The organism is uncultured Bradyrhizobium sp. (assembly GCF_964252615.1).
GTDB lineage: Bacteria > Pseudomonadota > Alphaproteobacteria > Rhizobiales > Xanthobacteraceae > Bradyrhizobium.
In genome coordinates this window covers 1-18,177 of sequence record NZ_CAXUNQ010000009.1, presented here as the reverse complement: position 1 = coordinate 18,177, position 18,177 = coordinate 1, and the positions used below count along the sequence as shown (strand labels likewise).

Below are 18,177 nucleotides of genomic sequence, written 5' to 3'. Positions count from 1 at the left end.
TAGTCCCGCGTCGCCGACTGCGTCGCCTGAGTCAGAGTATTTGAGTCATGGTTGTGTCGCGTCGCGGGGCGTCTGCAAAGGCGCCCCGCACTCAGTTTAAGACCCGCTCAAGCGCTCGTATCATCGTTGGCGATTGCGTCGCCGAGATGTCGAAGCTGGCAGCCGCTTCAGTCGATCTGGTGTTCGCCGATCCGCCGTATAATCTGCAGCTTAAAGGCGACCTCAAGCGCCCCGACGAATCCCACGTCGATGCCGTCAACAACGATTGGGACAAGTTTTCCTCCTTTGCCGCCTATGACGATTTCACCCGCGCCTGGCTGCTGGCCTGCCGCCGCGTCATGAAGCCGTCGGCGACGCTGTGGGTGATCGGCTCCTACCACAATATCTTCCGCGTCGGCGCCGTCATGCAGGACCTCGGCTTCTGGGTGCTCAACGACATCGTCTGGCGCAAGACCAATCCGATGCCGAATTTCCGCGGCCGCCGCTTCACCAATGCGCACGAGACCATGATCTGGGCCGCGCGCGACGAGAAGGCCAAGGGCTACACCTTCAATTACGAAGCGCTGAAGGCCGCCAACGAGGACGTCCAGGCGCGCTCCGACTGGCTGATCCCGCTGTGCACCGGCGACGAGCGGCTCAAGGGCAGCGACGGCAAGAAGGTCCATCCGACCCAGAAGCCGGAAGGGCTGCTCGCCCGCGTGCTGCTGTCGTCGTCGAAGCCGGGCGACCTGGTGATCGATCCGTTCAACGGCACCGGCACCACCGGCGCCGTCGCAAAACGGCTCGGCCGCCGCTATATCGGTTTTGAGCGCGACCAGACCTATGCGACCGCGGCGGAAGCGCGCATCGCCGCGGTCGAGCCGCTGCCGGAAGCGACCCTGGCGCCGTTCATGACGGCGCGCGACGCGCCGCGCGTGGCGTTCTCCGAACTGATCGAGCGCGGGATGATCCTGCCCGGCACCCGGCTGGTGGATTCGAAAAAGCGCCATGGCGCCTTGGTGCGTGCCGACGGCGCCATCATGCTGGGCGACAAGGTCGGCTCGATCCATCGCATCGGCGCGGTAGCGCAAGGCTCCGGCGCCTGCAACGGCTGGACCTTCTGGCACGTCGAGACCAACAAGGGCCTGCGCCTGATCGACGAATTGCGCGCCGAGATCCGCTCCGGCATGGCAGCCGTGTAATTTCTGCGGGTTGCCGCACCCTGTTTCGCCTCGCTAGCCTGTGATATCTTGCTGCGTTCATCCACGCAAAGCCGCCATTTATTTGAAACGATCGAGCCGTCCGATGCGAACCCGGGAATCCGAATCATTGCTGTTGCTGCCGCTGTTGCCGATTTTCTTTGTCGGCATCTTTCCGATGCTGCTGTTCGGCTTCTTGGGATTTCTGGGCATCGCCCTGTTCGGTATTCTGCTGGTTTGCGTCGGTCTCACCGACGGGCTAGATGCAAATAATACCTTCAACGAGCAGATCATTGTCCACGGTTATGCCAACCGTGCGAGCCGCTCCATGCACGCAACGGATCTGCATTCTGCCACGCGCTTCGCGCTGGTCGTGGATATGATCGGCGCAGCCCTGGTCGCCACTGGTTTGTGCGGCTTTTTCTGGTTCGGCTGAACAAGATTGTCATACGCGGGCTTTGATCCGCGTATCCATCATCTTTGCAAGAGTCGTTGCGAAGGGAGAAGGGTTGCCGGGTCAAGCCCGGCAATGACGGCCGAGGTGTGTGCATATGGGAGGGTCAAGTCCGGCAATGACCCGGCAGAGTCGGCAAAGCCGCTCTTGCGCGGCCTATCATCCTTCCACAATATGAATTCTCGAAGACGGCGAAGCCCTCGGTGGGCACGCTTCGCTTTGCCACCCTTCCTGCCCGCCAATGTCCACGGAGACCCCGATGCTCAAATTTTACTTCAACGGATCGCCGAATCCGACCAAGGTCGGGCTGTTTCTCGAGGAAGCCGGGATTCCGTACGAGGCCGTCCCCGTCGATACCCGGACCGGTGAGCAGTTCAAGCCGGACTATCTCGCCATCAATCCGAACGGCAAGGTACCGGCAATCGACGACGATGGGGTTAAGGTATTCGACAGCAACGCCATTCTGCTCTACCTCGCCGAAAAGACCGGAAAATTTCTCCCCTCCAATACGCCGGCTAACCGTGCCGAATTGTTGTCCTGGCTGATGTTCGTCGCCACGGGCGTCGGTCCTTTTTCCGGTCAGGCCGTTCACTTCAAGCATTTCGCGCCGGAGAAAGTCGACTACGCACATACCCGCTATCAGTTCGAGGCGCAGCGCCACTACGGCATTCTCGACGACCATCTCGCCCAGCGAAAATACATGGTCGGCGATACCTATACCATCGTCGACATGGACGTCTGGGGCTGGGCGCGCATGGTGCCTTTCATCCTCGGCGACTTTGCAAAATACCCCAACGTCAAACGGCTGGTCGACGAGGTGTCGGCGCGGCCGGCCGCGGCGCGGGCGGTGGCGCTGAAGGACAAGTTCGTCTTCAAGGCCGAAATGGACGACGAGGCGCGCGCCATCATGTTCGGCCACCTCAAGACCAAGGCGGCGTAGGCCAACAATCTCCGTCATGGCCGGGCCCTGTCCCTACTGGATTCACCCATCTCGTCATACGCGGGCTTGACCCGCGTATCCATCACTCCGGAAGACTCTTTTAAGGGATGGATGCCCGGGCAAGCCCGGGCATGACGACGGAGTACTACCGCCTTCGCCCGGAAACGAATGTTGAGTGGCCATGAAGTTGAGCCTAGATTATCTAGCTCAGAAGAGTATCACCTCGAACGTAAATCACAGTCGGCGCATCGCCAGTAAACGAGACACCATGACCGTTCTCATCGCCGGCGGCGGCATTGGCGGGCTGACGCTGGCGCTCAGCCTGCACCAGATCGGCGTCCCCGCTAAAGTGTTCGAGAGCGTGCCGGCGTTAAGGCCGCTTGGCGTCGGCATCAATGTGCTGCCGCATGCGGTACGCGAATTGATCGAACTCGGCCTGCTCGACAAGCTCGACGCCGCCGCCGTGCGCACCAAAGAACTGGCGTATTTCTCCAAGCACGGCAAACCGATCTGGAGCGAGCCGCGCGGGCTCGAGGCCGGATACCGATGGCCGCAATTCTCGGTCCATCGCGGCACGCTGCATCAGATCCTCCTCGATGCCGCGGACGAGCGCTTGGGACGGGAGAACATTCTCACAAGTCATCATCTCAGCGGCTGGACCGAGACCTCCAACGGCGTCCGCGCCGAATTCATCGACAAGGCTACCGGCAAACCCGCCGGCCGTTATGACGGTGCGCTGCTGATCGCCGCCGACGGCATCCATTCCGCGGTCCGCGAAAAGCTCTATCCGCAGGAAGGCCCGCCGATCTGGAACGGCCGCATCCTGTGGCGCGGCATCACCGCGTCCGACGCTTTCCTGTCGGGCCGCACCATGATCATGGCCGGCCATGAGGTGCTAAAGTTCGTCTGCTATTGCATTTCGAAAGAACCGGACGCTTCGGGCAAATTCCAGATCAACTGGGTCGCCGAGCGGCACATGCCCCCGACCTATCAGTGGCGCCGGGAGGATTACAACCGCACTGCCAAGCTCGATGAATTTTTGCCGTGGTTCAAGGACTGGAAATTCGGCTGGCTCGACGTGCCCGGCCTGATCCGCGACTGCCCGCACGCTTATGAATATCCGCTGGTGGACCGCGATCCGATTCCGCAATGGACGTTTGGCAAGGTGACGCTGATGGGCGACGCGGCGCATCCGATGTATCCGATCGGTTCCAACGGTGCGTCGCAGGCGATCCTCGACGCGCGCGTCATCACCCGCGAAATCCTGGCGCATGGCGCGACCAGCGCCGCGCTGCTGGCCTATGAGGCGGAACGCCGTCCCGCCACCACCGAACTCGTCATGCTCAACCGCCGCAACGGGCCGGAGCAGGTGATGCAACTGGTTGAGGAACGCGCGCCGGACGGATTCAATCTCGTCACCGACGTGCTGTCGCTCAAGGAACTGGAAGACATCGCCGCCAACTACAAGCGCGTCGCCGGCTTCCAGGTCGAAGCCCTCAACGCCAAGCCGCCGATCGTGGTGATGCCGGCGCCGTCACACCTGTCGAGCGTGGGATAACTTCCGTGCCCCGGACGCAGCGGCCGCGCCATAAGCACGTTTACGCGCGTCTCCGACGCGCAATGGCTCTTGCGAAGATGGATGGAGACGCGGATCATGCCCTGCATCGGCACACATCTCTGTCGTCATTGCCGGGCTTGACCCTACTGGATTCACACATCTCGTCATATGCGGGCTTGACCCGCGTATGACGAGATGGGCGAGGCTAGCAAGGTTCAGCCCGGCTGCGATGGTTCTCCGCTCGGTAATGGTCGACTCTGCGAACCGGCGTGAAAGAACGCTGCGGTGCGTCCGGGACAACCTCGGTCATTCGCCCAACCCGTGAGCGATCACCTTGCGCATCACGTTCGGCAGCGCTTCGTCCTTGAGCGTGGCGACCGGTACCCAGCGCATGCCATCCGGCGCTCGGGCGCGAGCTGAAACGGTTGCGGTGTAAACCACCAGCTCCAGCGGAAAATGCGTGAACACATGCGTGACTACGCCGGCTTTGCGATGCCAGCGCGCAATGCCATGCAACGCCGGCGCCTGGTTCAGCGCCGTCCTGTCATTCTGCGCCGCAAGCCACTCCGACGTCGGCACTTCGGTCATGCCGCCGAGCAGGCCTTTTTCGCCGCGGGTGCGCACCAGCAACTCGCCGCCGCGCGTGACCACGAACGCCGCTCCGCGACGCAGGTCGCCGGTCTTCTTTGGCGCCTTGCGTGGAAACGTCTCCTGGTCGCCGCGTGCGCGGGCGTCGCACGCGTCGCGGAGCGGACACAGCGTGCAGGCCGGTTTCTTCGGCGTGCAGATCGTCGAGCCCAGATCCATCAGCGCCTGCGCGCTATCACCGGCGCGGCTCTCGCCGGCGCGCGAAGCGGCGAGCAGCGTCGCGGCCAGTTGCTGGATCAGAGGCTTCGCCTTCGGCAGCGGCTCCTCGATCGCATACAGCCGCGACACCACGCGCTCGATGTTGCCGTCCACCGGCATGGTATGGCGGCCGAACGCGATCGCGGCAACCGCCGCGGCGGTGTAGGAGCCAACCCCGGGCAGTTCGCGCAAGGCGTCCTCAGTATCGGGAAACGCGCCGTCGTGATCGCGCACTACCGCCACCGCGCAGGCATGCAGGTTGCGCGCACGCGAATAATATCCAAGGCCGGCCCACATCCTCAAGACGTCGTCGAGCGATGCCCGGCCTAAATCCTCCACGCTCGGCCAGCGGGCGACGAATTTCTCGAAATAAGGCGCCACCCATTTGACGCCGGTCTGCTGCAGCATGATTTCCGACAGCCACACCCGGTACGGATCGGCAGCTTCGCCCGGCAGCGGCCGCCACGGCAGTTTGCGGCGGTGCCGATCATACCATGCGAGCAGCAGCGCCGGGCGGGCGGCAGATTGGTGCGGCTCATGCTTACGGCTGGCGAACGAAGAGGACATTGCGACAGTCTAGTACCAATCTCTCTGCGTCACGCCCGGGCTTGTCGCAGGCATCCACGTCTTTCTTCTCGCGCCAGCTTTAAGGCCGGGACATGGCCCACTGGACTCACACGTCGCGTTGTACGCGGGCTTGGCCCACGTATCCATCCGTCTTCGCACCAGTGGGCGAAGGGGATGGATTGCCGGGTCAAGTCCTGCTGGATGCACACATCTCACCGTCATGCCCGGCCTTGTGCCGGGCATCCACGTCTTTCTTTCCGATGTGGAGCACAGACGTGGATGGCCGGGACGAGCCCGGCCATGACGGCAGAGGCGGTTTTCGCCTCAGACAGCGACGTGTTATGAATATTCATGTCCAAGCCCGGTCCGATCTCGGCAAAGCCGCTCTCCGTCCTGCTCAGCGACGTGTTTTCCGACGCCTACGCCCGCCAGGGATTTGCCGCGCGCGAATTGGTGACCCGCTGGGCGGAGATCGCAGGATCCGAGGTCGCCGCCCATTCCGAGCCGCTGAAAATCCAATGGCCGCGCCCGGTCGAGGGCCAGCCCACGGAACCGGCCACCCTGGTGCTGCGGGTGGAAGGCCCGATGGCGCTGGAAATCCAGCATGCGTCCGACGTGATCCTGCAGCGGGTCAATCGCTTCTTCGGCTGGAGCGCGGTGGGCCGGCTGGCGCTGCGGCAGGCGCCGTTGTCGCGACGGGACAAACCCAGACCCTCGCGGGCGCCGGAACCCGCCGAGGTGACCGAACTGGCGAAAACCCTGTCGTCGGTAGAAGACGAGGAACTGCGCACGGCACTGGCCCGGCTCGGCGCCTCGATCAAGCGAAATTGAGCCTCTTGCACGCGTGCGGAACCTCGGCCCGCCATTGCCACGATTGTCGTTTCAAGCTAGCGAACGAACGTCGTCCGTCATGGCCGGGCTTGTCTTGGCCATCCACGTCTTGCAAAGTCGCAAGGAAGAAAGACGTGGAGACCGGGCATGACAAGCCTTTTGTTAAGGCGTGATCCCGCGCCGATCCGGAGCAAACCATTGATCATCACGCGCCGCGCCTTTACCGCCGCCCTGTCGCTGACCGGGCTTGCCGCTCTCGCCGGGCTCTCGCCGCTGCGCCTGCTATCGGACGCGCTGGCGCAAAATGCGACCGCAGCCGATGTCGCCAAGCCGGTGTCGCTGCCGGACATGGCGCTGGGCCCCGCCAACGCCACCGTCACCATGACCGAATACGCCTCGATGACCTGCCCGCATTGCGCGCATTTCAACGAAACCGTGTTTCCGAAAATCAAGTCGGAATATATCGACACCGGCAAGATTCGTTACGTGTTCCGTGAATTTCCGCTCGATATCAAGGCCGCGGCGGGCTCGATGCTGGCGCGCTGCATCGCCAAGGACGACTCCGGTAAATATTTTGCCGTGATCGACATGCTGTTCAGGCAGCAGAACGACTGGGTTCTGAAGAACACCACCGAAACGCTGAAGCGGATCGGCAAGCAGGCCGGCTTGAGCGAGCAGGCCGTGGAAACCTGCCTCAAGGACCAGGCGCTGCTCGACAAGATCGCGGCCGACCAGAAGTACGCCAGCGACGTGCTGAAGGTCAATTCGACGCCGAGCTTCTTCGTCAACGGCGAGATGGTCAAGGGCGCCGTCTCGTTCGAGGATTTCGACAAGGTAATCAGGCCGCTGCTGAAGAGCTGACTTCTTGTCCTGACCAGCGCGTCATCCTGAAAAGGATGTAAGCCGAACACTCCTTTCAACGGGAGCGCAACCACATTCCGCGAATCGTCCGCGCGCAGGCGGCGACCCATCCGCGATGCCGTCTCTTGTGGCACCCGGGCAGATGCATTTTATAATCACAAACGCCGACGGTTATGCGTCCCCGCCGCGCGGGGACGACGGCTCAGTTTTTCGCAGCCTTAAGCGGGCGGCGGCATGCGATGCGAACACGTCCATACGAACATCCGTCTAACCCCCGCAAAAGACTCTGGAAAAGCCCCGGCCGCCGGTTGCCCTCTTAAGCTCGCCTCGCCATTGTCCGGTCTCAAGAGCCGCGGTCCGCGAGTCTCCGGCACATGACAATGCCTTCTATGGTATTGTGACGGCTAACAGATTCGCGCCTGCCAACAGAGCATCCCAACCTCATGAAACTCACGCGCCTTCGCCTGCACGGATTTAAATCGTTCGTCGAACCCACCGACTTCGTGATCGAGCCGGGGCTGACCGGCGTGGTCGGGCCGAATGGCTGCGGCAAGTCCAATCTGGTCGAAGCGCTGCGCTGGGCGATGGGGGAGACGTCGCACAAGTCGCTGCGTGCCGCCGACATGGACGCGGTGATTTTCGCCGGTTCCGGCAACCGCCCGTCGCGCAATCACGCCGAAGTGGTGATGACGATCGATAATTCGGACCGCAGCGCGCCGTCGGCCATGAACGATTCCGAGACGCTGGAAATCTCGCGCCGGATCGAACGCGAAGCGGGCTCGGTGTATCGAATCAATGGCCGCGACGTGCGCGCCAGGGACGTGCAGATCCTGTTTGCGGATGCCGCCACGGGCGCCCGCTCACCGGCGCTGGTCCATCAGGGCAAGATCGGCGAGATCATCCAGGCCAAGCCGGAGCAGCGCCGCCGCGTGCTGGAAGACGCCGCCGGGGTCGCCGGACTTCATGCGCGCCGTCACGAAGCCGAATTGCGCCTCAAGGCCGCCGAAACCAACCTTACCCGCGTCGAAGACGTGATCGGACAATTAGCCGGACAGATCGACGGCCTGAAGAAGCAGGCGCGGCAGGCGATCCGCTACCGGGAGGTCGCCGCCAAGGTGCGCAAGGCCGAGGCCATGCTGTTTCACCTGCGCTGGCTGGAGGCGCATGCCGATGTGGCCGAAGCCGGCCGCACCCATGACCTCAATGTCCGCGAACTGGCCGAACGTACGCAGGAGCAGGCCGAGGCTGCCCGCATCCAGGCCATCCGCGCATCGGAGTTGCCCGCATTGCGCGAGGCCGAGGCGCGCGCAGCGGCGGGGCTGGCGCGGCTCACCAACGCCCGCGAAATCCTCGACCGTGAGGAGGAGCGTGCCAAGGAACGCGTCGCCGAACTCGATCGCCGGTTGACGCAATTCTCGGCCGACATCGCACGTGAACAGCAGCAGTCCTCCGATGCCGAGACCGCGCTGCAACGGCTCGATGCCGAAGACGCCGAACTGAAGGAAGAGATCAAGTCCCGCGTCGAGAAGCGCAGCGGCGTCGATGAGCGCGTGTCGGAAGCCGAGGCCACGCTCGCCGCCGCCGAACAGACTTTCGGTGAGTTGACCAGGGCGTTGGCCGACCTTACCGCCAAGCGCAATCAGCTTGAATCCAGCGTCCGTTCGCATCGCGACCGCCTGTCGCGGCTCGATCAGCAGATTGCCGGCGTCGAAGGGGAAGTCGAACAGCTCGCGCAACAGACCAGCGGGCTGGGCGATCTAAACGTCCTCGCCGGCGCGATGGAAAACGCGCAGCAAGCGCTCGCGCAGTCCGAAGCCGCGGCCCAGGGCTCCGAAGCCGCCCATGTTGTCGCGCGACAGCAATTGGAAGCCACGCGCGCACCGTTGACCGAGGCCGACAAGCGCGTTCAGCGCCTGGAAACCGAGGCACGGACGATTTCCAAGATCGTCAATGGCGAAACCAAGAATCTGTGGCCGCCGATCATCGACGGCGTCAGCGTCGCCAAGGGTTATGAGAAGGCGCTCGGTGCCGCGCTCGGCGACGATCTCGATGCTCCGGTCGACCCTTCGGCGCCGATGCGCTGGACCAATGCCGGCGTCGGCGAAGGCGATCCGTCGCTGCCGGAAGGCGTCGAATCGCTGGCGGCCCATGTCGAGGCCCCGTCCGAACTGGCACGCCGTTTGGCGCAGATCGGCGTGGTGGCGAAGGAGCGCGGCGCGGAACTGGTGGCGCAACTGAAAACCGGCCAGCGGCTGGTGTCGCGCGAAGGCGACGTCTGGCGCTGGGACGGCTTTGTTGCGGCAGCCCATGCGCCGACCGGCGCCGCACGGCGGCTCGCCGAGCGGGCTCGTCTGGTCGACATCGAAACCGAGCTTGAACATGCGCGCATCGATGCCGCAGCCAAACGCCAGGCGCTGGAAGCTGCCGAAGCCGAACTGAAGGCGGCTTCCACCGCGGAGACCGCCGCGCGCGACGCATTGCGCGCGGCCCGCCGCGATGTCGATGCCGCGCGCGAGCGGCACGCGGGCGCCGAACGCGAGATCAATCGCCACGCCGCGCGGAAGTCGGCGCTCACCGAAGCGCACAGCCGCCTTACCGCGGACCGCAGCGAAGCCCTTGCCGCGCACGAAAACGCCGCTGCCGGCTTGAGCGAATTGCCGCCAAGCCTCGACACCGAAACCAGGCTGGCTTCCGTGCGGACCGATATCGACGGCCATCGCCGGCTGGCCGCACAGGTCCGCGCCGAGGCGCAGGCGCTGGCGCGCGAGGCGGAATTGGCCGACCGCCGGGTACAGGCGATCTTGGCCGAGCGCGGCGAATGGCACAACCGCAAGCAGAGCGCGGCCTCGCAGATATCGACCATCGAGACCCGCATTACCGAGGTCAAAGCCGAGCGCGCCGAACTCGACAACGCCCCCGCCCTCTTCGCGGATAAGCGCGGCGCACTGATCGGCGAGATCGAGCACGCCGATAGCGACCGCCGCGCCGCCGCGGACGCGCTGGCAACGGCGGAAAACGTCATGGCGGAAACCGACCGCGCCGCCAAGATTTCGCTCGAAGCCCTGTCGCGCGCGCGCGAGGCCTGCGCCCGCGCCGAAGAACGCATGGACGGCGCCAGGCGCCGCCTCGACGACATTGAGCGCGAAATCCGCGACATGCTCGAGGTCGAGCCCGGCGGCGTCGCGGCGCTGGCCGAGATCAGGCCGGACGCTGAACTTTCGCCGCTCGCCGAGATCGAGGAAAATCTGGAAAAGCTGCGTCGCGACCGCGAGCGCCTCGGCGCCGTCAATCTGCGCGCCGAGGAAGAATTGCGCGAGGTCGAAACCCAGCACACGTCGCTGACCACCGAGCGCGACGATCTGGTGGAAGCCATCAAGCGCCTGCGTCAGGGCATTCAGAGTCTCAACCGCGAAGCGCGCGAGCGGCTCCTGACTTCGTTCGAAGTCGTCAATGGCCATTTCAAGCGGCTGTTCACCGAACTGTTCGGCGGCGGCGAGGCCGCGCTGCACCTGATCGAGAGCGACGACCCGCTCGAAGCCGGGCTTGAGATCATCGCCAAGCCGCCCGGCAAGAAGCCGCAGTCGCTGTCGCTGCTTTCGGGCGGCGAGCAGGCGCTGACCGCGCTGGCGCTGATCTTCGCGGTTTTTCTCACCAATCCGTCGCCGATCTGCGTGCTGGACGAAGTCGACGCCCCGCTCGACGATCATAACGTCGAGCGGTTCTGCAACCTGCTGCATGAAATGACGGCGTCGACCGATACGCGCTTCATCATCATCACGCATAATCCGATCACCATGGCGCGGATGAACCGGCTGTTCGGCGTCACCATGGCCGAGCGCGGCGTATCGCAACTGGTCTCGGTCGATCTCGAAGGCGCGGTGGAGATACTCGACCAGCACGTGGCGTGAGCTGAACGCCACTCATCCACGAGTCTTCCCCGCGACGGCGGGGACGACGCTGGAGATGTGGCCCACGCGATGACCGCCCCCGACCTTCCCTCCGAACTGAACGCGGCGCTCGACACCAAGCTGCACGGCCTGTCGCGCAGCGATGCCGCGGCGCGTTCGGCAAAAATATCCGGGACCTATCGCAGCGGCGGCAATTCGGGGACAATCCGCACCGAGACCGATGCGCTTGCTTACGCGCTGGCGCGCATGCCCGCGACCTACGCCGCCGTCACCGCGAGCCTGAACGCGCTGGGCGAGGTCCGGCCTGATTTTGCGCCGGCCAGCCTGCTCGACGTCGGCGCCGGCCCGGGAACGGCGACCTGGGCCGCAGCGGAAGCATTTCCGTCGCTCACCGATTTCACCTCGATCGATGCCAACGCCGCATTGCGGACCCTCGCACTCGATCTGGCCCGCGCCAGCGCCCGCCTTTCCGGCCTTCGCTATATTGCGGGAGATGCCCGCGCAAAGCTGCTTTCCGCCGCCGCGACGGACCTCGTGATCTCCAGCTATCTGATCGGCGAACTCGATGCCGCGGGGTGCGCTGAAATCGGCGAGTTGATGTGGGCCAGAACCCGCGACACGCTTGTCATTGTCGAACCCGGCACGCCGGCCGGCTATGCGCGGATCATCGCATTGCGGGCGCGCCTGATCGCCCAAGGCGCGCATGTCGCAGCACCCTGCCCGCACGAGCGCAAATGTCCGTTGCAGGCTCCGGACTGGTGCCACTTCAGCCAACGCCTGCCGCGCTCGCAGTCCCACAAACAGCTCAAGCGCGCAGAGCTTCCATACGAAGACGAGAAATTCGCCTATGTGGCGCTGACCCGCCTCCCGGTGCCGCAGCGGCCGTCGCGCGTACTGGCGCAGCCGGTGGTCGGCAAGGTCGAGGTCACGGCAAAACTATGCACGCCGGACGGCCTCATGGTCGCAAAAATCCCGCGCCGCGCCAGGACGGACTACGCCCGCGCCCGGCGCTGGCGATGGGGGGATGGGCTGGTGGAGTAAACCGAGCCGCCCGGACACGTTAACGAACTTCGCAGGATTAACGGCGCCGGTACCGTTAAGGAATTGAATTAACCCTTTTTTCTGCCATGTTCGCGCCCAAAGCAGGCATGGGGACGCTCGATCGGCAATCCGGTCAGACGCAGCCTTGCGCGAGGGGTTTTCATGGCAAAGCCAGCAGTCATCGTCGTCGGCGCGGACAAGGGCGGGGTCGGCAAGACCACGGTCTCGCGCACCGTGCTCGACTATTTCAGCGCCAACAACGTGCCCACCCGCGCCTTCGACACCGAATCGCCGCGCGGCACGCTGAAGCGCTTTCATCCCGACATCACCGAGATCGTCGACGTGACGTCGACGCCCGACCAGATGAAGATTTTCGACACGCTGAGCACGGCAAGCACCAGCGTTACCGTGATCGACGTCCGCGCCGGCCTGCTGTCCCCGACTTTGGCCTCGCTGCGCGACATCGGCTTTCTCGACGCCGCCAAATCCGGCCAGATCACCTTCGCCGTATTCCACATCCTCGGCCCATCGATCGCATCGCTGGACGAGATCGCCGAGACCGCCAATTTCATGCAGGGCGCCAAATACTTCCTGGTGAAGAACTTCATCAACAATACGAGCTTCTTCGAATGGGACCAGGCCACCTACAATTCCTACTTCCACCGCATCAAGGACGCTACCGAACTGACCATTCCGAAGCTGAACGAAATGGCCTATGAGCAGGTCGAAGTCGCCTCGGTGCCGTTCCTCAAATTCGTCGCCAACAAGGGCATGCACGACGAGGCCGCGAACTATTCTTTCGTGCTGCGCGGCTATGTGCGGCACTGGCTGGCCGCGGTCTGGAGCGAGTTCGACCGCATCAAGCTGACCGACATCGTCGGCTCGAAGGATTCCAAGGAAAAGGCACCCCGCGCCGGCAGCGGCGAAAAGTAGCTCGCCGTCATTCCGGGGCGCGCCTCTCGGGGCGCGAGCCCGCAATCCATAACCACCACGGAGTCTGCGGATTCCGGGCCTGCGCCCCAAGAGGCGCATCCCGGAATGACGTCTGATTTGACTGACTTTGCTACTTCATCCGATATTCCCCCGATGCGCCGCACGCCGGTCTACATCATCTGCTCGCCTCGCCCGCTGGTCGGCAAGACGCTGATCGCGCGGCTACTGAGCGAATTTCTGCTGCTGCTGCGCGGCTCGGTTATCGCCTTCGATATCAACCTGAAGGAACCGTCGCTGCTCGATTATCTGCCCGAGCTTACCGAAACCGCCGATGTCATCGATACCTTCGGCAAGATGCAACTGATGGATCGTCTGATCGTCAACGACGGTATCGCCAAGGTGCTCGACCTCGGCTTTCATGCCTTCGACGAATTCTTCAAGATGGCCGACGAGATCGGCTTCATGAAGGAAGCGGCGCGGCGCGGCATTGCGCCGCTGGTACTGTTCGTCGCCGACACCGACCGCGTCTCCGCGCGCGGCTACCAGACGTTGCGCCAGCAGATTTTTCCGAACGCGCTTTTGACGGTCGACAACGAAGCCGTCGTGCGCGGCGAACTGCCCGAGGCGATGGGATACGGCCGCGTGCTTTCGATCGGCGCGCTGCCGGTGTTTTTGAAGACCTATATCGACCGGGTGAGTTTCTCCTTCACCAGCTATCTGCGCGCCGAAAAGGATTCCTCCACCGAGTTGCATCAATGGATCCGCAGGAACTATTCCAGCTTTCGCGAGATCGAATTGAGCTTGGGGCCGCAGCGATCGTGATGCGTCTCGAAGGATGGCCGCGGGCGCCTGTGGCTCATCCTTCAAGACGCCGTGCAAGGGTCCTCGGGATGACGGCGGAGCATGCGGCGAACCTGATCAATGTCCCTCGAACGACATCAGCGTGCGCACCGGGACGTCCATCGCGCGCAGTTTTGCAGCCCCGCCGAGATCCGGCAGGTCGACGATGAAGCACGCCGCCACCACATTGGCGCCGATCCGGCGCATCAGCTTGACCGCGCCTTCCGCGGTGCCGCCGGTGGCGATGAGATCGTCGACCAGGATGACGCGCTCGCCGGGATGGATGGCGTCGGCGTGCATCTCCATTTCGTCGAGGCCGTATTCCAGCGAATAGGCGATGCGCACCGTGGCGTGCGGCAGCTTGCCCTTCTTGCGGATCGGCACGAAGCCGGATGAGACCTGGTGGGCGATCGCGCCGCCGATGATGAAACCGCGCGCCTCGATGCCCGCGACCTTGTCGATCTTCGATCCGGCCCACGGCTGCACCAGTTCGTCGACCGCGCGGCGAAACGAACGCGCGTCGCCGAGCAGCGTGGTGATGTCGCGAAACAGGATGCCGGGCTTCGGATAATCCGGAATGGTGCGGACCGCGGCTTTTAGATCGTGTTCGAGTTCAGGGGTCATATGGCTTCTTTCAAATAAACACCGTCATTCCGGAAGCCGCGTAGCGGCTGTCCGGGATGACGGTTGTTGTCGGATAGGCTATCACCTTAATTTAAATCGCTCTAGCTCGCCGGTTCCCGCAGCCGGAAAGCATTTTCCACGATCCGCAGCCCTACCTCGCCGCCGAGCGACATCAGCGACTCCGGATGAAACTGTACGCCGCCCACGGGCAGCGTCTTGTGTTCGATCGCCATCGCCACGCCATCCTCGGTGCTTGCGGTCACATTGAGCACGTCCGGCATGCTGTCGCGCTCGACAAAGAGCGAATGATAGCGGCCGATCATGATTTCGTTGGGCAGGTTCTGCATCAGCTTCCCCCCGCGCACCTGGATCCGCGATGGCCGGCCGTGGGCGGGTTGCCCGAGCTGCCCCAGTTGTCCGCCGAAATACTCGCCGATCGCCTGCACGCCGAGGCAGACGCCGAAGATCGGCAGTTTGTCGTCGAGCGCGGCGCCAATGGTCTTGGCAATGCCGAAATCATCCGGCCTTCCCGGCCCCGGCGACAACACCAGCAGGTCGTAGCTCTGCGCCCTCAGCATCGCCAGCGCATGGATATGGCGAACCACGGTAACGGTGGCGCCGACCTGCCGGAAATAATCCGCCAGCATGTGCACAAAGCTGTCGTCGTGGTCGATCAGGAGCACCCGCTTGCCGGAGCCCGAGGCGTCCGGCGCGATCGCCGACAGCGGCTTTGGCGGATCGCCGCGCAGCGCCTGAAACAGCGCCGCCGCCTTGACCTGGCATTCGCGGTCCTCGGCGGCCGGATCGCTGTCGAACAGACAGGTCGCGCCGACCCGCACCTCGGCCAGACCATCCTTCATCCGGATGGTCCGAATGGTCAGACCCGTGTTGATGCTGCCGTCGAAATTCACGCAGCCGATCGCGCCGGCATACCAGCGCCGCGCCGAGCGCTCGTGGTCCTCGACGAACTGCATCGCCCACAGCTTCGGCGCGCCGGTCACCGTCACCGCCCAGGCATGGGTGAGGAACGCATCAAGGGCGTCGAAGCCGGGCCGCAACACGCCTTCGACGTGATCGACGGTGTGAAACAGCTTCGAATAGGTTTCGATCTGCCGCCGCGCCAGCACCTTGATGGTACCCGGCACGCAGACCCGCGCCTTGTCGTTGCGGTCGACGTCGGTGCACATGTTGAGTTCGAATTCGTCCTTCTGCGAATTCAGCAGTTGCCGGATCTGCTCGGCGTCGCCGATCGCATCGACGCCGCGCGCGATGGTGCCCGAAATCGGACAGGTTTCCACCCGCCGCCCGTCCGAGCGCACGAACATTTCCGGGGACGCGGCCACCAGGAATTCGCCGTCGCCGAGATTCATCAGGGCCCCGTAGGGCGACGGATTGATCCGGCACAGCCGCTGGAACACTTCCGCCGGCGAGCGCTCGCAGGGCTCGGCGAACAACTGCCCGGGCACCGCCTCGAACAGGTCGCCGCGCGCGAAGGCGGCCCGGGCAGCCTCCACGGTGGCCTGATATTCGCCCGGCGCGTGATCGGCAAAGCCCTGCCGCGGCGTTCTGCGATACAGGCTCTCGGCTGTCTCGCGCGGCAGGCCTTTGGTGGATTTTTCGTTCCAGGCAAAATCATAACTCAGGATCACGCCGCGCCCGGTGGCGCGGTCATAGGCCAGCAGCCGATCCGGCACGTAAAGCACGATGTCGCGCTGGTCGCTTCCACGCGCGCGCTTCTGCTTGAGATCTTCGATCTGGAATACCAGGTCGTAAGCGAATGCGCCGAACAGGCCGAGCAGGGGGTCGGCCGTGGCGCTCAGCGCCGCAACCAGAATGCGCACCAGCGACATCACGCTGGCGCGCCGGGTGCGCTGGTCCTCATCGACCGGCGCTTCGCCGCGCACGATATGGCCCGCCAGACGCGTCGCGGTCTTCTCATCAGCGACAACACAGGGCTCGCGCAGGGTATCGCCGAGGAACGCGATCAGCACCTCGCCACGCGCATTCAGCGCTTGCAGCGAAAACGTCGATCCCACCGTTTCCAGCCGCAGCGGCGGATCGGAAAAGCCGAGGTCGAAACTCTCGTAGCGGCCCGGCACCGTGGTGCCCGACGACAGCACTACGCCGCGACGGCGGTCCAGCAGGTCGATCAGGTCGTCGAGCCTGTCGGCGTGACCGGTGAACTGCTCGACGGCACGCGCGATCGCGAGCCCGCCATTAGTGCGGTATTCGCTATGCTCCGGAAGCGAGAAAACGGTCCTGTTCATGGCATCCTCTTACGAGACTTGCGAAAGGAACGCCACACAGGACAAACGAAAAGGCCGTCGCGCTGCGATGACGGCCTTCGACGATTCAAGGGAAATGGAAAATCGCACCGGCCAGCTTTAGAAGCTGGGCCACCAGAGACGGGATGGGCGGGCTACGGTGTTCATGGCAGGCAATGAGCCATGACACGACGAAAACGTCAAGGATGATCGCGTTCTGGCTGCCGCTATCGCCCGCGGCATGCGGATGCGCCGGCGGTCCAGGTCGCGGACGGCGACTACCGCCTGTCGTCGGGCACCTGCCCGTGGCGGGATGACATTGGTCGCGGCGCAGGCTGACCGCTCATCCCAGATGCTTCCTGAAAAATTCGGTCGCCCTGCCCCAGGCGAGTTCAGCCGCTGCGCGATCGTGCACCGACTGCCGCTGTTCGTTGACGAAGGCATGCTCGGCGTCATAGCGGAACAGTTCGAGCGATTTTCCGGCGGCTTTCATCGCCTTCTCGAAGCCGTCGACCAGCGCCGGCGTGCACCAGTCGTCCTTGGCGGCAAAATGCGCCTGCAGCGGGATTTTCACGTCGGCAGGTTTTGCGGCCTGCTCCGGCGGAATGCCGTAGAACACCACGCCGGCGGTCAGTTCGGGTACCTTGGCCGCGCCAATGATGGTCACCGCACCTCCGAGGCAAAACCCGGTCAGCCCGACCTTGGCGCCGTTCTTGTTCAAATATTGCGCGGCGCCGCGCACCGTCTGCGTGGTGGCGTCGATGAAATCCAGCGAGTTCATCTCCTTACCCGCGGCATCGGTGTCGTGATACGGCACCACCCTGCCGTTATAAAGATCGGGCGCCAGCGCGTCGAAGCCGGCCACCGCGAAGCGGTCGGTGAGACCCTTGATCTGCTCCGACAGACCCCACCATTCCTGGATCACCACCACGCCCGGCGCGTTGCCGCGCGCCGCATTGGCGAGATAACCGTTGGCGTCCCGGCCGTCGGGACGTTTGAAAGTGATGTGGGTGCCCATGAGTTCCTCCCGATGATCTGAGGCCTGATCGTTGGCGCTATTTTGTCCGCAGCGCGACGATAAGGCAATCTTTCGTGCTCCGGACGCAAGCGCCGTGCGTAGCTCTCGCGAGCGGCGCGCTGCAGAGCCTGGGCCGTACCAAGCGTCGGCGTTCGTTCGGCCCCCGCTCTGCGGTGCGCTGAAGAATGCTGCGCGTCCGGACACGTGTCTCATCGCCTGCCCATGGCTGCGTCATGGCCGGGCTCGACCCTACTGGATGCACACATCTCGCCGTCATGCCCGGCCTTGTGCCACGGCTGTCCGGTTCGATTTAA

Annotated in this window: 14 protein-coding genes; 10 read left to right on the top strand and 4 right to left on the bottom strand. The window is 64.1% G+C overall.

The features are described 5' to 3' along the window. The first annotated feature begins 47 nt into the window (after positions 1–47). The 4 genes from ACFE72_RS07655 to ACFE72_RS07640 all read left to right on the top strand — a co-directional run bounded on the left by ACFE72_RS07655 (position 48) and on the right by ACFE72_RS07640 (position 4,130). Positions 48–1,181 carry a site-specific DNA-methyltransferase gene (locus tag ACFE72_RS07655; protein WP_375412477.1) on the top strand — a complete coding sequence of 378 codons (1,134 nt, stop codon included), beginning with the start codon at positions 48–50 and terminating at the stop codon, positions 1,179–1,181. Between the two features lie 127 nt (positions 1,182–1,308). Beyond that, positions 1,309–1,614: a hypothetical protein gene (locus ACFE72_RS07650; RefSeq protein ID WP_375412476.1), complete on the top strand. Its 306-nt coding sequence runs from the start codon at positions 1,309–1,311 to the stop codon at positions 1,612–1,614. Positions 1,615–1,891: 277 nt separating this feature from the next. Continuing rightward, positions 1,892–2,572, top strand: coding sequence for a glutathione S-transferase family protein (locus ACFE72_RS07645; protein WP_375412475.1), 681 nt, complete (start codon positions 1,892–1,894; stop codon positions 2,570–2,572). A gap of 268 nt (positions 2,573–2,840) precedes the next feature. Next, positions 2,841–4,130 carry a flavin-dependent oxidoreductase gene (locus tag ACFE72_RS07640; protein WP_375412474.1) on the top strand — a complete coding sequence of 430 codons (1,290 nt, stop codon included), beginning with the start codon at positions 2,841–2,843 and terminating at the stop codon, positions 4,128–4,130. 306 nt (positions 4,131–4,436) lie between these two features. On the opposite strand, the gene mutY is transcribed toward ACFE72_RS07640, so the two are convergent. Then, entirely contained in the window at positions 4,437–5,543 is a 1,107-nt protein-coding gene (gene mutY, locus ACFE72_RS07635; RefSeq protein WP_375412473.1) for an A/G-specific adenine glycosylase, read from the bottom strand. A gap of 351 nt (positions 5,544–5,894) precedes the next feature. Between mutY and ACFE72_RS07630 the strand changes: the two genes are divergently transcribed. The 6 genes from ACFE72_RS07630 (at position 5,895) to ACFE72_RS07605 (ending at position 13,939) form a co-directional block, all read left to right on the top strand. Beyond that, a complete protein-coding gene (locus ACFE72_RS07630; RefSeq protein ID WP_375412472.1) occupies positions 5,895–6,374 on the top strand; it encodes a DUF721 domain-containing protein in 480 nt (159 codons plus the stop codon). Between the two features lie 198 nt (positions 6,375–6,572). After that, positions 6,573–7,235 carry a DsbA family protein gene (locus ACFE72_RS07625; protein WP_375412562.1) on the top strand — a complete coding sequence of 221 codons (663 nt, stop codon included), beginning with the start codon at positions 6,573–6,575 and terminating at the stop codon, positions 7,233–7,235. Between the two features lie 443 nt (positions 7,236–7,678). Further along, positions 7,679–11,143, top strand: coding sequence for a chromosome segregation SMC family protein (locus ACFE72_RS07620; RefSeq protein WP_375412471.1), 3,465 nt, complete (start codon positions 7,679–7,681; stop codon positions 11,141–11,143). Positions 11,144–11,212: 69 nt separating this feature from the next. Further along, complete coding sequence (locus tag ACFE72_RS07615) at positions 11,213–12,184, top strand: small ribosomal subunit Rsm22 family protein (RefSeq protein ID WP_375412470.1); 972 nt, start codon at positions 11,213–11,215, stop codon at positions 12,182–12,184. A 162-nt stretch (positions 12,185–12,346) separates the two neighbouring features. Further along, positions 12,347–13,117, top strand: coding sequence for a hypothetical protein (locus tag ACFE72_RS07610; RefSeq protein WP_375412469.1), 771 nt, complete (start codon positions 12,347–12,349; stop codon positions 13,115–13,117). Positions 13,118–13,270: 153 nt separating this feature from the next. Beyond that, positions 13,271–13,939: a hypothetical protein gene (locus tag ACFE72_RS07605; protein WP_375412561.1), complete on the top strand. Its 669-nt coding sequence runs from the start codon at positions 13,271–13,273 to the stop codon at positions 13,937–13,939. A gap of 96 nt (positions 13,940–14,035) precedes the next feature. Here the strand turns inward: ACFE72_RS07605 and ACFE72_RS07600 are convergent, their stop codons facing one another. The 3 genes from ACFE72_RS07600 to ACFE72_RS07590 all read right to left on the bottom strand — a co-directional run bounded on the left by ACFE72_RS07600 (position 14,036) and on the right by ACFE72_RS07590 (position 17,863). Then, a complete protein-coding gene (locus ACFE72_RS07600; protein WP_375412468.1) occupies positions 14,036–14,581 on the bottom strand; it encodes an adenine phosphoribosyltransferase in 546 nt (181 codons plus the stop codon). A 101-nt stretch (positions 14,582–14,682) separates the two neighbouring features. Beyond that, positions 14,683–16,848, bottom strand: coding sequence for an anthranilate synthase component I (locus ACFE72_RS07595; protein WP_375412467.1), 2,166 nt, complete (start codon positions 16,846–16,848; stop codon positions 14,683–14,685). 340 nt (positions 16,849–17,188) lie between these two features. Next, positions 17,189–17,863, bottom strand: coding sequence for a dienelactone hydrolase family protein (locus ACFE72_RS07590; protein WP_375412466.1), 675 nt, complete (start codon positions 17,861–17,863; stop codon positions 17,189–17,191). Positions 17,864–18,177 lie beyond the last annotated feature (314 nt).